Source organism: Mixta mediterraneensis, assembly GCF_030283135.1.
Taxonomy (GTDB): Bacteria; Pseudomonadota; Gammaproteobacteria; order Enterobacterales; family Enterobacteriaceae; genus Pantoea; species Pantoea mediterraneensis.
Map to the genome: position 1 here is coordinate 39,256 of NZ_JASUAZ010000012.1, position 13,328 is coordinate 52,583.

Genomic DNA, 13,328 nt, shown 5'->3' on the forward strand with positions numbered 1-13,328 from the left:
TACTACTTGAATATTTCCGCTACGCCAATCACCGCAATTTCGCGTTATAATGCGCCGATTGTTTCTGACTGCAAAGCCCATGCGAAAAACTTCTCAACGAATTCACCCGGATAAACGATTCAGCCGCCCATCACGCCTTGCGCGGCGTTCCCCTTCGCGCCCCGCTACGCCACGGCGCGTCATACTCTTTAACAAACCTTTTGATGTTCTGCCGCAGTTCACTGATGAAGCTGGACGCCGGACGCTGAAAGATTTTGTCAGCGTCAGCGGGGTTTATGCCGCAGGTCGCCTTGATCGCGACAGCGAAGGTTTACTGATCTTAACCAACGATGGCGCCTTACAGGCCGCGTTAACACAGCCGGGCAAGGGCACCGGAAAAACCTATTTCGTCCAGGTCGAAGGCGAACCGCAGGAAGAGGATCTTCAGCCGCTGCGTGATGGCGTTAATCTGAAAGATGGCCTGACGCGACCAGCAGGTATCGAAAAAGTCACCGAACCCGCCTGGTTATGGCCACGTCAGCCCCCGATTCGTGAGCGCAAAAATATTCCCACGCAATGGCTAAAAATCACTTTATACGAAGGACGAAATCGTCAGGTGCGCCGTATGACGGCGCATATTGGCTTCCCTACGCTGCGCCTGATCCGCTACGCGATGGGGCCTTATACGCTGGATACACTTGCACCCGGAGAATGGCGCGATATTACCGAATCGATCTAAATGTTCAGTGCTTTTTATAACGTCAGGTTAACAATTACGGAGATTCGATGTTTAAACCTCATGTCACTGTCGCGTGTTTAGTCCAGGCCGAAGGCGAATTGTTAGTGGTTGAAGAACGAATCAACGGTCGCGCAACCTGGAATCAGCCGGCTGGTCACCTGGAAGCCAATGAAACGCTTTTAGCCGCTGCACAGCGCGAATTGGTCGAAGAGACCGGCATCAACGCCCCGATGCAGTATTTTCTTGGTGTTCAGCAGTGGATCGCGCCGGATAATACGCCTTTTGTGCGCTTTCTGTTTGGGCTGGACCTGGCTAAGAAGTTGCCAACCGCACCGCAGGACAGCGATATTGATTGCTGCTGGTGGCTACCGCCAGCCCAGATCCTGTCTGCCCCCGTCCTGCGTTCACCCTTAGTCGCGGAAAGCGTACGCTTATGGCAGCAAGGCGCACGTTACCCGTTGCATCTGATCAGCCCGTTTAACTGGCCGTTTCACGAAGGTGCGCGCCACGCCGACGCATGATAGAATACGCCGCCTGTTTTAATGTTATGCGAGCCTGTGATGTCCGACTTTGACCAGAATGACAGCCTGAACAACCGCCAGAAAAAAGTGATCGTCGGTATGTCCGGCGGCGTCGATTCTTCCGTTTCCGCCTGGTTACTGCAACAGCAGGGGTATCAGGTAGAAGGTCTGTTCATGAAGAACTGGGAAGAAGATGACGGCGAAGAATATTGTACCGCCGCGGACGATCTGGCCGACGCTCAGGCAGTATGCGACAAGCTCGGCATCAAGCTACATAAAGTTAACTTTGCTGCGGAATACTGGGATAACGTCTTTGAACACTTTCTCGCAGAGTATAAAGCGGGCCGCACGCCGAACCCGGATATTCTCTGTAATAAAGAAATCAAGTTCAAAGCCTTTCTGGAATTCGCGGCAGAAGATCTCGGGGCAGATTTTATTGCCACGGGCCACTACGTGCGTCGTCAGGACATTGACGGTGAAAGTCATTTGCTGCGCGGCCTCGATGGCAATAAAGATCAAAGCTATTTCCTCTACACCCTTAGCCACCAGCAAATTGCCCAGAGCCTGTTCCCGGTTGGCGAACTGGAAAAGCCGGAAGTGCGACGTATCGCCGGGCAGCTGGATCTGATTACGGCTAAAAAGAAAGATTCCACAGGCATCTGTTTTATCGGCGAGCGCAAATTCCGCGACTTCCTCGCGCGCTATTTGCCTGCACAGCCCGGTGAAATCGAAACTGTAGACGGCCATATCGTTGGTGAACATCAGGGTTTGATGTATCACACGCTGGGCCAGCGCAAAGGCTTAGGCATCGGCGGCATGAAAGAGAGCAAAGACGATCCCTGGTATGTTGTTGATAAAGATGTCGCGCGCAATCGCCTGATTGTGGCCCAGGGCGGCGACCATCCGCGTCTGATGTCGGTGGGCCTGATTGCTCAGCAGCTGCATTGGGTCAACCGTCAGCCGATTACCGCCCCGCTGCGCTGCACGGTGAAAACCCGTTACCGCCAGAATGATATTCCCTGTGAAATTATCCCGCACGGCGATGATCGTATTGAAGTCCGTTTCGACGATCCTGTGGCTGCGGTCACGCCGGGCCAGTCTGCGGTGTTCTATCTTGGCGAGGTTTGTCTTGGCGGCGGTATTATCGAAGAACGCCTGCCATGGGCAGTTGCTTAATGTTGGCCTTACGACGCGTACACAGGAGTAACCGTGGCTAAGAACTATCAAGAGATTACGCTGGCGCTGGCCGGTATTTGCCAGGCCGCACATCTGGTGCAGCAGCTTGCGCACCAGGGACACTGCCCCTCCGCACCGCTCAGCGTGTCGCTGCGCAGCATGCTGGACCTGAACCCGTCCTCCACGCTGGCGGTCTTTGGCAACAACAAAGCCAATTTGCGCCTGGGTCTGGAGACGCTGATGGCGGTACTGAACAGCAGCAGTCGACAGGGGGCAGGAGCAGAATTAACGCGCTATACACTCAGCCTGATGGTGCTTGAACGTAAGCTGAGCGCCAATCGAACGGCAATGGCAACGCTGGCACAGCGCATTGGTCAGCTGGATCGTCAGTTAGCCCATTACGAACTGGAGTCAGATACCATTTTGAGCGCAATGGCAGCTATCTATGTCGATGTGATTAGCCCGCTCGGGCCGCGTATTCAGGTCACCGGTTCACCCTCAGTTTTACAAAATTCACAATTGCAGAACAAAGTGCGCGCCACGCTGCTGGCGGGTATTCGCGCCACTGTGCTTTGGCAGCAGCTCGGCGGTGGCCGTCTGCAGCTGATGTTTTCGCGCCAGCGTCTGCTGCGTGAAGCAAAAACCCTTTTATCCCGGCTGCCACTGACTGACTAAGTCAGCGCGGCATTTTTGTTTAATGATTCAGGAGTTGCACTGATGGAATTATCCTCTCTGACCGCCGTCTCACCTGTCGATGGTCGTTACGGCGATAAAGTCAGCCCGCTGCGTGCGATTTTCAGCGAATACGGTTTGCTGAAATTCCGCGTTGAGGTTGAAGTACGCTGGTTACAAAAACTGGCTGAGACCGCAGAGATCAAGGAAGTTCCTGCATTTGATGCCGACGCAAACGCTTTCCTTGACGCGCTGGTGGCTAATTTCAACGAAACTGACGCCGCACGCATCAAAACTATCGAACGTACTACCAACCACGACGTTAAAGCGGTTGAATATTTCCTGAAGGAAAAAGTGGCAAATGTGCCTGCCCTGCATGCGGTATCGGAATTTATTCACTTTGCCTGTACCTCCGAAGACATTAATAATCTGTCCCACGCTCTGATGCTAGAAACGGCGCGGTGCGAGGTGATTCTGCCTTACTGGCAGCAGCTGATTGATGCAGTGAAAGGTCTGGCGCAGGAATATCGCGACATTCCACTGCTGTCGCGTACTCACGGCCAACCGGCTACGCCTTCAACAATGGGTAAAGAGATGGCAAACGTCGCTTACCGTATGGAGCGTCAGCTGCGTCAGTTGGGCCGCATTGAAGTGCTGGGTAAAATCAACGGTGCCGTTGGCAATTACAATGCTCACCTGGCCGCTTATCCGGACGTGGACTGGCATCAGTTGAGCGAAACCTTTGTGACTTCGCTGGGCATTACCTGGAATCCCTACACCACCCAGATCGAGCCGCACGACTACATCGCAGAAATGTTTGACTGCATCGCACGTTTCAACACTATTCTGATCGATTTTGATCGCGATATTTGGGGCTACGTGGCGCTGAATCATTTCAGACAGAAAACTGTCGCTGGCGAAATTGGTTCATCTACCATGCCGCACAAAGTCAACCCAATCGACTTCGAAAATTCTGAAGGTAACCTGGGCCTGGCTAATGCGGTAATGCAGCATCTGGCAAGCAAACTGCCGGTTTCACGCTGGCAGCGCGACCTGACCGACTCCACCGTATTACGTAACCTTGGCGTGGGTATCGGTTATGCGTTAATCGCTTATCAGGCCACGCTGAAAGGCATCTCTAAACTGGAAGTGAACCGCGATCGTCTGCTTGATGAACTGGATCACAACTGGGAAGTACTGGCTGAGCCTATTCAGACTGTCATGCGCCGCTACGGCATTGAAAAACCGTACGAGAAGCTGAAAGAGCTGACGCGCGGTAAGCGCGTTGATGCTGCCGGTATGCAAGCCTTTATCGACAGCCTGGCCCTGCCAGAAGAAGAAAAAGTCCGCCTGAAGCAGATGACACCCGCCAACTATATTGGCCGTGCTATCCAGATGGTAGACGATCTGAAATAATCTCCTTACCCAGGCCGGTTCACGCCGGTCTGTGTTAACCTGCTGTTTAGTTCACTTCACGTATACTTCTTTCAATTCATTCTGTTCTGCTGGTAAGGAAATTCTATGCGTGTTTTGGTTGTGGAAGATAATGCTCTGCTACGCCATCATCTCGCGGTTCAACTGCGAGAAATGGGCCATCAGGTTGATGCCGCCGAAGACGCCAAAGAGGCCGATTACTTTCTACAGGAGCACCTGCCCGACATCGCCTTAGTCGATCTGGGTTTACCGGATGAAGATGGCATGTCGCTCATTCGCCGCTGGCGTAGTGATGCTGTACGTCAGCCCATTCTGGTGCTCACCGCCCGCGAAGGCTGGCAAGCTAAGGTAGAAGCCCTGGAAGCCGGTGCTGACGATTACGTAACTAAACCCTTTCATATCGAAGAAGTGGCGGCTCGCCTGCAGGCATTAATGCGCCGCAATAGCGGCCACGCTTCTCAGGTTATCGATATGGCCCCGTTTCAGGTTGATCTGTCGCGACGCGAAATCACAATTAACGAACAGCCGGTCAAATTAACTGCGTTTGAATACACCATCGTTGAAACGCTGATTCGCAATGCAGGCAAAGTGGTAAGCAAGGATTCGCTGATGCTGCAGCTTTATCCCGATGCCGAGCTACGCGAAAGTCATACCATTGATGTTTTAATGGGCCGCTTACGCAAAAAAATTCTGGCTTTGCATCCCACTGAAGTGATCGCCACCGTGCGTGGACAAGGCTATCGCTTTGATCTGTAAATATGTACTGGCTTAAACGCTATCGTCCCATTTCGCTGCGCGCCCGCTTTCTGCTGGCGTCCGCCGCCATTGTCCTGTTCCTGTCGCTGTCTTATGGCATGGTGGCGGTGATTGGTTACGTCGTCAGTTTCGACAAAAATACCTATCGCGTGATGCGTGGTGAAAGTAACCTGTTTTTTACCCTTGCCCAATGGAAAGATAACCGGCTGACGATAGCTCAACCTGAACGGATGACGCTTAACTTTCCAACGCTGGTTTTTATCTATGACGAACAGGGCAAACTGCTCTGGCAGCAGCGCGACGTGCCTGAGATCCGTAAAAAAATCCGGCGCGACTGGCTGCTGAAGCCTGATTTTTATGAGATTGATACCAGCAATCGCACCAGTCTGGCGGCGATGGGTAACAATATTTCCGCACAGCGACGACTGGATGCCTGGGACACCGATAGCGACGATACGTTTATCCACTCGGTCGCCGTTAATCGCTACGACGCCACGACGAACCTTCCCGCGTTAACTATCGTGGTGATTGATTCCATTCCCCAGGAGCTGCAACACTCCGATGTGGTCTGGTCCTGGTTCAGCTACGTTTTTGCGGCCAACCTGATTTTAATTATTCCGCTGCTGTGGCTGGCTGCGCACTGGAGCCTGCGTCCCATTGGTCATCTGACCCAGCAGGTACGCGAGCTGGAAACCAGCCTGCGTGAAAATCTGGATGACCATCCTCCGCAGGAATTACAAAGCCTGGTGCGTAACCTTAATCTGTTGTTAACCAACGAGCGCCAGCGCTATACGCGCTATCGCACCACCTTGTCGGATCTCACCCACAGTTTAAAAACGCCGCTGGCGGTGCTGCAAAGTACGTTGCGTTCATTACGCAGTGGTAAAGAACTGACCATTGAGCAAGCCGAACCGGTGATGCTGGAACAGATCAGCCGCATTTCTCAACAGATTGGCTACTATCTGCATCGCGCCAGCATGCAGGCCGATCACAACCCTTTGCAACGCGATTTGCATTCGGTTTCGGGCCTGCTCGACAGTTTATGTTCCGCGCTAAACAAGGTTTATCAGCATAAAGGCGTCGCGATTACCCTTGATATTTCACCCGAACTGACGTTTGTTGGCGACCAAAATGATTTTATGGAAGTGATGGGCAATGTGCTGGATAACGCCTGTAAATATTGTCTGGAATTTATTGAAGTCAGAGCCCATCAAACCGAAAAATCGTTGTATATCTATATTGATGATGACGGCCCCGGCATTCCTGAAAGCAAGCGCGATTTGATCTTCGTTCGCGGTCAACGCGCCGATACGTTACGACCGGGACAGGGGCTTGGCCTGGCGGTGGCGCGAGACATCCTTGAGCAATATGCCGGCAAGATTATTGCTACCAACAGTTCACTGGGCGGTACGCGTATGGAAGTGGTTTTTCAGCGCCAGGAACTCGTACATCGCCGCGAGTAGAAAGGCGCGCGGGCTGTTATACTTGCAGGCATTTACAGCCCTAAGCGGAACCTTATATGGACTATCAGCTCGATCTCAACTGGCCCGATTTTATCCAGCGTTACTGGCAAAAACGTCCGGTGGTATTAAAGCGTGGCTTCAAAAACTTTATCGATCCCATTTCTCCTGATGAGCTGGCTGGCCTGGCCATGGAAAATGAAGTCGATAGCCGATTGGTAAGCCATCAGGATGGCAAATGGCAGGTTAGCCACGGCCCGTTTGAAAGTTACGATCATCTGGGCGAAAGCAACTGGTCATTGCTGGTGCAGGCGGTAAATAACTGGCACGAACCTTCAGCTGCGTTAATGCGCCCGTTCCGCTTTCTGCCTGACTGGCGCATCGACGACTTAATGGTTTCGTTTGCCGTGCCGGGCGGTGGCGTTGGCCCGCATCTCGATCAGTACGATGTTTTTATTATTCAGGGTACCGGCCGTCGTCGCTGGCGTGTTGGTGAAAAAATACCCATGAAGCAGCACTGTCCGCATCCTGATCTGCTTCAGGTCGAGCCGTTTGATGCCATTATTGATGAAGAGATGGAACCGGGCGATATTCTGTATATTCCACCTGGGTTCCCACACGAAGGCTATTCACTGGAAAGTGCCATCAACTATTCCGTTGGCTTCCGGGCGCCCAGCGGCCGGGAACTGATCAGCAGTTTTGCGGATTACGCGCTGGCTAATGAATTAGGCAGTTACCGTTTTACCGACCCGGACGTGCCATCACGCGATTGCCCTGCACAGATCCTGCCACAGGAGCTTGAAGGGATACGCCAGGTGATGCTGGATGTTATTAACCAGCCGACGCATTTTGCCCATTGGTTTGGTGAATTTATCTCTCAATCGCGTCATGAACTGGATGTCGCGCCGCCGGAACCCCCTTATCAGCCGGATGAAATTTACGATGCGCTGCAACAGGGCGATGTGCTTTCTCGCCTCGGTGGTCTGCGTGTGTTAACGATTGGCGATGCGGTATACGTGAATGGCGAGCGTATCGAGTGTTCACACCCGGACGTCCTGACGGTGCTGGCGCATCATCAGGAAATTACGCTGGAGGAGCTGGGCGACGCGCTGGACGATCCGTCGGTACTGGCACAGATCGCCGCGCTGGTGAACGCCGGTTACTGGTATTTCAGCGGCGAATAATAACGTGTTTGTGCGCACCGGACTCAACTGAAGCGGTGCGCACAGTTCAGTTAGTTCTGCTTCTGGCCTGCCAGCTCAGCCAGACGCACAATCACCTCAACCGACTGCGCCATGATATTCAGAGATGCGAACTCATGCTTGCCATGGTAATTATATCCGCCGGTAAACAGGTTCGGGCAGGGCAATCCTTTCCAGGACAGCGCTGAACCGTCGGTGCCGCCGCGAATCGGTTTGACATTTGGCTCAATACCACAATCGCGCATCGCCTGTAATGCCAGATCAATAATATGTGGGAAGGGCTCAACCTTTTCACGCATATTGCGATAGCTATTATTCATGTCTACCTTCACCGAACAGTCTGGATGCAGACCCTGGCTTATCTGCTGTGCAATCTGTTTCAGCGTCTGCTTACGCTGCTCAAAGCTTTCCGTATCAAAGTCCCGAATGATATAGAGCAATTCAGCGTGTTCTACGGTGCCTTTCATCTGATGCAGATGGTAGAAACCTTCGTAGCCCTCTGTGTATTGCGGTTTCTCTTTGGCGGGCACTGCCATATGGAATTGCGTCGCTAATTCCAGTGCATTTACCATGACGCCTTTCGCCGTGCCGGGATGCACGTTATTACCCACAATTTTTACCGTCGCTGAGGCCGCGTTGAAATTCTCAAATTCAAATTCGCCTATATCGCTGCCATCCACGGTATACGCCCAGTCAGCGGCAAAACCTTCCACATCGAAGTGTGACGTGCCGCGACCAATCTCCTCGTCGGGCGTAAAGGCAACGCGAAGCGCGCCGTGTGGAATATCCCCTTTCGCCAGACGCGCCATCGCCGTCATAATTTCCGCAATGCCAGCTTTATCATCTGCCCCGAGTAAGGTTTTGCCGTCAGTGGTAATCAGCGTGTGGCCGATGAGCTTATGCAGGACCGGAAACATCACCGGTGACAAAATTTCATTGCCATTACCAAGCGCAATATCGCCGCCGCGATAGTTTTCAATGATCTGGGGATTCACATTTTTCGCGGTGAAATCCGGCGAAGTATCCATATGTGAGATAAAACCAATCACCGGCGTGGGCCAGTCAACATTGGCGGGAAGCGTGCCCATAACACAGCAGTGATCGCTCAATGTGACGTCAATAAAACCCAGCGCCAATAACTCTTCCTGTAACTGACGTGCCAGTGTCCACTGGCCTTCACTGCTCGGCACCTGACGCGCCTGCGGTTTTGCCTGGGTTTCCACTGCCACGTAACGTAAAAAGCGCTCAAGTAACTGTTCCATTTGCCATCCTTAAAAAATTGCCATCAGTTATTATTCACTGACTGCCCAGACGCCTGATTGCGTCAAATCATTAACGAACAGGTTAGCGCTGTCTGAGCGGTTTCGGAAAGACGGGACAGGTAAAATCGCCAATAAAAATTTATTTATTGTGGCGAGCCAGGCAATAGCGTCACATAACAGTTTTTTATCGCGTTCATTTATAGGCAAAACATGGAATTAGCCTGTTTTTCAGGTATCACCCGCCCTTTCTTGCTGGCTGGTCGTATTAAACGACTATGCTGTAACCTATCGACCTATGACAGACTGAGACTAAAATGACGCAAACATGCGCGCACCAGGCGCTGGTTACGCTTTCTGGCATCAGTAAAGCTTTCGATGGCAAAACCATCATCAATGACTTTAACCTGACCATTTATCATGGTGAGTTTATTACCCTGCTCGGCCCGTCTGGCTGCGGTAAATCCACCATTTTGCGTCTGATCGCGGGTCTCGAACAGACCGACAGCGGCCATATCACTTTAGACAACCACGACATCACTGACACACCCGCAGAACATCGTCACGTTAATACGGTATTTCAGAGCTATGCGCTGTTTCCGCATATGTCGGTGTTTGAGAACGTTGCCTTTGGTCTGCGTATGCAGAAAACACCTGATGCTGAGATCACCACACGCGTCAATGAAGCGCTGGCGATGGTGCAGCTGGATGCGTTTGCCGAACGCCGTCCTCATCAGCTTTCAGGCGGCCAGCAGCAGCGCGTTGCCATTGCCCGTGCCGTGGTTAATCGTCCTAAAGTATTGCTGCTGGATGAATCGTTATCGGCACTGGATTACAAGCTACGCAGGCAGATGCAAAACGAGTTGAAAGCGCTGCAACGCAAACTCGGCATTACCTTTATTTTCGTCACTCACGATCAGGAAGAGGCGTTGACCATGTCCGATCGTATTGTGGTGATGCGCGAGGGCAAAATCGAACAAGATGGCACGCCACGCGAAATTTACGAAGAGCCCAAAAATCTGTTTGTTGCCCGCTTTATTGGCGAAATTAATGTTTTCGACGCCGAAGTGCTTGCCAGCGATAAGGCCCCTGTGGTGCGTGCGCGGGTAGAAAGTCGCGAACGCGATATTTATTGTCCTTTTCCGGTAAGTGCGGGCGACAGGCTGCACGTCATGTTGCGTCCGGAGGATCTGCGCGTCGAAGAGATCCATGACGACAGCGTGATTGAAGGATTAACCGGCTACGTTCGCGAACGTAACTACAAAGGCATGACGCTGGAATCGACCGTTGAACTGGAAAACGGTAAGCTGGTCACGGTTAGCGAATTTTTTAACGAAGACGATCCCGATTTTGACCATTCGCTGAACCAAAAAATGGCGGTGAACTGGGTCGCAAGCTGGGAGGTGGTACTGCCTCATGAAGCTGATGCGTAACCGTTTCCAAAAAAGCGCCATCGCGCTCATTGTCAGTTGGCTGACGCTGTTCGTCTTTCTGCCCAACCTGATGATTTTTGTCACCAGTTTTCTGACCCGTGATGATGCGCATTTTGTCAGCATGGTATTTACTTTCAGTAATTACACCCGCCTGCTCGATCCGCTCTACGCTGAAGTATTACTGCATTCACTGAATATGGCGTTTATCGCTACCGCCTGCTGTTTGCTGCTGGGGTATCCTTTCGCCTGGTGTCTGACTAAGCTGCCTGCGCGCCTGCGTTCACTGCTGCTGTTTCTGTTAATTGTGCCTTTCTGGACCAATTCATTAATTCGTATTTACGGCCTGAAAATATTTCTCAGCACTCGCGGCTGGCTCAATGATTTTCTGCTCTGGACTGGAGTTATCGATAAACCTTTTCGCATCATGTTCACCTCAGAAGCGGTGATCCTGGGCCTGGTCTATATCCTGCTGCCGTTTATGGTGCTGCCGCTCTACTCCTGCCTGGAAAAACTCGACAAAGCTTATCTGGAAGCAGCACGCGATCTTGGCGCCAGCAAGCTGCAAGCCTTTTTCCGCATTATTCTACCGTTGACTATGCCAGGCATCGTGGCGGGCTGCCTGTTGGTGATGATCCCGGCGATGGGCCTGTTTTACGTCGCTGATTTAATGGGCGGCGCAAAGAACCTGCTTATCGGTAACGTGATCAAAAGTCAGTTTCTGAATATTCGCGACTGGCCGTTCGGCGCTGCCACCAGCATTGTGATGACGATATTAATGGGCTTAATGCTGCTGATTTACTGGCGCGCCGCGCGCCTGCTGAATAAAAAGGTGGAATTAGAATGATGGCTCGCTGGTTACGCGGCGGTTTTATGGCCGTCATTTATGCCTGGCTTTATATTCCTATCGTGATCTTGATCGTTAATTCATTTAACGCATCGCGCTTTGGCATCAACTGGCAGGGTATAACCACGCAGTGGTACAGCCTGTTGTTTCGCAACGACAGCCTGATTCAGGCTGCACAGCATTCATTGATTATGGGCGTGCTCTCTGCCAGCTGCGCTACGCTTATCGGCTCGCTGACTGCGGTGGCGCTTTATCGCTATCGCTTCCGTGGTAAGCCCTTTGTCAGTGGCATGCTATTTGTGGTGATGATGTCACCCGATATTGTCATGGCAATCTCACTGCTGGTGCTGTTCATGCTCCTCGGCATTTCGCTCGGCTTCTGGTCACTGCTGTTTTCTCATATCACTTTCTGTCTGCCGTTTGTGGTGATCACCGTTTATTCGCGCCTCAAGGGCTTTGATGTGCGTATGCTCGAGGCTGCCAAAGATTTGGGCGCCAGCGAAACCACCATTTTACGTAAAATCTTACTGCCGCTGGCCATGCCAGCGGTGGCTGCGGGCTGGCTGTTAAGTTTTACCCTGTCGATGGATGACGTCGTGGTATCGTCATTTGTCACCGGTCCGACTTTCGAAATTTTGCCGTTAAAAATTTATTCAATGGTCAAAGTGGGCGTCTCACCCGAGGTGAATGCGCTCGCCACGATTTTGATGCTGCTCTCTTTGTTATTAGTGGCTGGTAGCCAGTGGTTGCTTCGTGACAAAACCAAAACCTAAAGGGGAATAATGATGATGAAATGGTCTCATTGGCTGGCGGCTGGAGCGCTGGCATTGAGCATGCAGGGCGCACACGCGGACGACAGCAAAACGCTCTATTTCTACAACTGGACCGAATATGTCCCGCCAGGGCTGCTGGAGCAGTTCACCAAAGAGACCGGCATCAAGGTGATTTACTCCACCTATGAATCTAATGAAAGCATGTACGCCAAGCTAAAAACCTGGAAAGACGGGGCATATGATTTAGTGGTGCCTTCAACCTATTTCGTTGCCAAAATGCGCAATGAAGGCATGCTGCAAAAGATCGACAAATCACAGCTAAGTAATTTTAAAAACCTCGATCCTGACCTGCTGAATAAGCCGTTTGATCCGAATAATGATTACTCCATTCCCTACATCTGGGGCGCAACAGCGATCGGGATCAATACGGATGAACTCGATCCCAAGAGCGTTACCCGCTGGGCCGACTTGTGGAATCCTGAGTACCGGCAAAGTCTGCTGCTGACCGACGACGCGCGTGAAGTCTTTCAGATGGCGCTGCGCAAGTTGGGCTACTCGGGCAATACGCGCGATCCACAACAGATTGAAGCGGCTTACGAAGAGTTGAAAAAGCTGATGCCAAACGTACTGGCTTTTAACTCAGACAACCCAGGCAATCCTTATATGGAAGGTGAAGTGAATCTGGGGATGATCTGGAATGGATCGGCTTACATTGCACGTCAGGCAGGCACACCGCTGCAGGTTATCTGGCCGAAGGAAGGCGGCATTTTCTGGATGGACAATCTGGCTATTCCGGCAAATGCTAAAAATAAAGAGGGCGCGCTGAAGCTGATTAACTTCCTGTTGCGCCCGGATGTAGCGGCAAAAGTTGCTGAAACGATTGGGTATCCAACACCGAATCTTGAAGCGAAAAAATTGCTGCCAAAAGCGGTGGCGGACGATCCCTCTCTTTATCCTTCAGCCGACGTGATTAAAAACGGCGAATGGCAAAACGATGTGGGTGATGCCAGCGTGCTGTACGAAACGCTTTTCCAGAAACTGAAAGCCGGACGTTAACCGGTACGGGCGGCCAACATGCCG

Annotated in this window: 13 protein-coding genes; 12 read left to right on the top strand and 1 reads right to left on the bottom strand. The window is 52.0% G+C overall.

All coding sequences use genetic code 11. The annotated features are described in order from the left end of the window. The first annotated feature begins 49 nt into the window (after window positions 1–49). The 8 genes from rluE to QRY16_RS09955 all read left to right on the top strand — a co-directional run bounded on the left by rluE (window position 50) and on the right by QRY16_RS09955 (window position 7,921). On the top strand, window positions 50–718 hold the full coding sequence (gene rluE / locus QRY16_RS09920) for a 23S rRNA pseudouridine(2457) synthase RluE (RefSeq protein WP_193405423.1): 669 nt from the start codon (window positions 50–52) through the stop codon (window positions 716–718). A 47-nt stretch (window positions 719–765) separates the two neighbouring features. Beyond that, window positions 766–1,239, top strand: a complete 474-nt coding sequence (locus QRY16_RS09925) for an NUDIX domain-containing protein (RefSeq protein WP_289776457.1) — start codon at window positions 766–768, stop codon at window positions 1,237–1,239. Between the two features lie 39 nt (window positions 1,240–1,278). Beyond that, a complete protein-coding gene (gene mnmA, locus QRY16_RS09930) occupies window positions 1,279–2,415 on the top strand; it encodes a tRNA 2-thiouridine(34) synthase MnmA (protein WP_289776458.1) in 1,137 nt (378 codons plus the stop codon). A gap of 33 nt (window positions 2,416–2,448) precedes the next feature. Next, the gene (gene hflD / locus QRY16_RS09935; RefSeq protein WP_289776459.1) at window positions 2,449–3,090 is read left to right on the top strand and encodes a high frequency lysogenization protein HflD; all 642 of its coding nucleotides are present in this window, start codon (window positions 2,449–2,451) and stop codon (window positions 3,088–3,090) included. Window positions 3,091–3,132: 42 nt separating this feature from the next. After that, window positions 3,133–4,503, top strand: a complete 1,371-nt coding sequence (gene purB / locus QRY16_RS09940; RefSeq protein ID WP_289776460.1) for an adenylosuccinate lyase — start codon at window positions 3,133–3,135, stop codon at window positions 4,501–4,503. 105 nt (window positions 4,504–4,608) lie between these two features. Next, window positions 4,609–5,277: a two-component system response regulator PhoP gene (phoP, locus tag QRY16_RS09945; protein ID WP_193405427.1), complete on the top strand. Its 669-nt coding sequence runs from the start codon at window positions 4,609–4,611 to the stop codon at window positions 5,275–5,277. A gap of 2 nt (window positions 5,278–5,279) precedes the next feature. Then, the gene (phoQ, locus tag QRY16_RS09950; protein WP_289776461.1) at window positions 5,280–6,740 is read left to right on the top strand and encodes a two-component system sensor histidine kinase PhoQ; all 1,461 of its coding nucleotides are present in this window, start codon (window positions 5,280–5,282) and stop codon (window positions 6,738–6,740) included. A gap of 56 nt (window positions 6,741–6,796) precedes the next feature. Beyond that, window positions 6,797–7,921, top strand: a complete 1,125-nt coding sequence (locus QRY16_RS09955) for a ribosomal protein uL16 3-hydroxylase (RefSeq protein ID WP_289776462.1) — start codon at window positions 6,797–6,799, stop codon at window positions 7,919–7,921. A 50-nt stretch (window positions 7,922–7,971) separates the two neighbouring features. Here QRY16_RS09955 and pepT read toward each other — a convergent pair whose 3' ends face one another. Then, entirely contained in the window at window positions 7,972–9,201 is a 1,230-nt protein-coding gene (pepT, locus tag QRY16_RS09960) for a peptidase T (RefSeq protein ID WP_289776463.1), read from the bottom strand. Between the two features lie 314 nt (window positions 9,202–9,515). Here pepT and potA point away from each other — a divergent pair, with 314 nt between their 5' ends. From potA to potD, 4 genes are read left to right on the top strand one after another with little or no spacing between them, the layout of a single operon-like run. Continuing rightward, window positions 9,516–10,631: a spermidine/putrescine ABC transporter ATP-binding protein PotA gene (gene potA, locus QRY16_RS09965; RefSeq protein ID WP_289776464.1), complete on the top strand. Its 1,116-nt coding sequence runs from the start codon at window positions 9,516–9,518 to the stop codon at window positions 10,629–10,631. After that, window positions 10,615–11,475 (top strand): spermidine/putrescine ABC transporter permease PotB, encoded by an 861-nt coding sequence (gene potB, locus QRY16_RS09970; RefSeq protein ID WP_289776465.1) that lies wholly within the window; start codon window positions 10,615–10,617, stop codon window positions 11,473–11,475. Before potA ends, potB begins: the two co-directional genes overlap by 17 nt. Further along, window positions 11,472–12,248: a spermidine/putrescine ABC transporter permease PotC gene (gene potC, locus QRY16_RS09975; RefSeq protein ID WP_289776466.1), complete on the top strand. Its 777-nt coding sequence runs from the start codon at window positions 11,472–11,474 to the stop codon at window positions 12,246–12,248. Before potB ends, potC begins: the two co-directional genes overlap by 4 nt. Before the next feature lie 12 nt (window positions 12,249–12,260). Beyond that, entirely contained in the window at window positions 12,261–13,304 is a 1,044-nt protein-coding gene (potD, locus tag QRY16_RS09980; protein WP_289776503.1) for a spermidine/putrescine ABC transporter substrate-binding protein PotD, read from the top strand. Window positions 13,305–13,328 lie beyond the last annotated feature (24 nt).

Bases quoted from the DNA above. Each gene is read 5' to 3' on its own strand.
- rluE (WP_193405423.1), top strand. From the start codon at position 50: ATGCGCCGATTGTTTCTGACTGCAAAGCCCATGCGAAAAACTTCTCAA.
- QRY16_RS09925 (WP_289776457.1), top strand. From the start codon at position 766: ATGTTTAAACCTCATGTCACTGTCGCGTGTTTAGTCCAGGCCGAAGGC.
- mnmA (WP_289776458.1), top strand. From the start codon at position 1,279: ATGTCCGACTTTGACCAGAATGACAGCCTGAACAACCGCCAGAAAAAA.
- purB (WP_289776460.1), top strand. From the start codon at position 3,133: ATGGAATTATCCTCTCTGACCGCCGTCTCACCTGTCGATGGTCGTTAC.
- phoP (WP_193405427.1), top strand. From the start codon at position 4,609: ATGCGTGTTTTGGTTGTGGAAGATAATGCTCTGCTACGCCATCATCTC.
- phoQ (WP_289776461.1), top strand. From the start codon at position 5,280: ATGTACTGGCTTAAACGCTATCGTCCCATTTCGCTGCGCGCCCGCTTT.
- QRY16_RS09955 (WP_289776462.1), top strand. From the start codon at position 6,797: ATGGACTATCAGCTCGATCTCAACTGGCCCGATTTTATCCAGCGTTAC.
- pepT (WP_289776463.1), bottom strand. From the start codon at position 9,201: ATGGAACAGTTACTTGAGCGCTTTTTACGTTACGTGGCAGTGGAAACC.
- potA (WP_289776464.1), top strand. From the start codon at position 9,516: ATGACGCAAACATGCGCGCACCAGGCGCTGGTTACGCTTTCTGGCATC.
- potB (WP_289776465.1), top strand. From the start codon at position 10,615: ATGAAGCTGATGCGTAACCGTTTCCAAAAAAGCGCCATCGCGCTCATT.
- potC (WP_289776466.1), top strand. From the start codon at position 11,472: ATGATGGCTCGCTGGTTACGCGGCGGTTTTATGGCCGTCATTTATGCC.
- potD (WP_289776503.1), top strand. From the start codon at position 12,261: ATGATGAAATGGTCTCATTGGCTGGCGGCTGGAGCGCTGGCATTGAGC.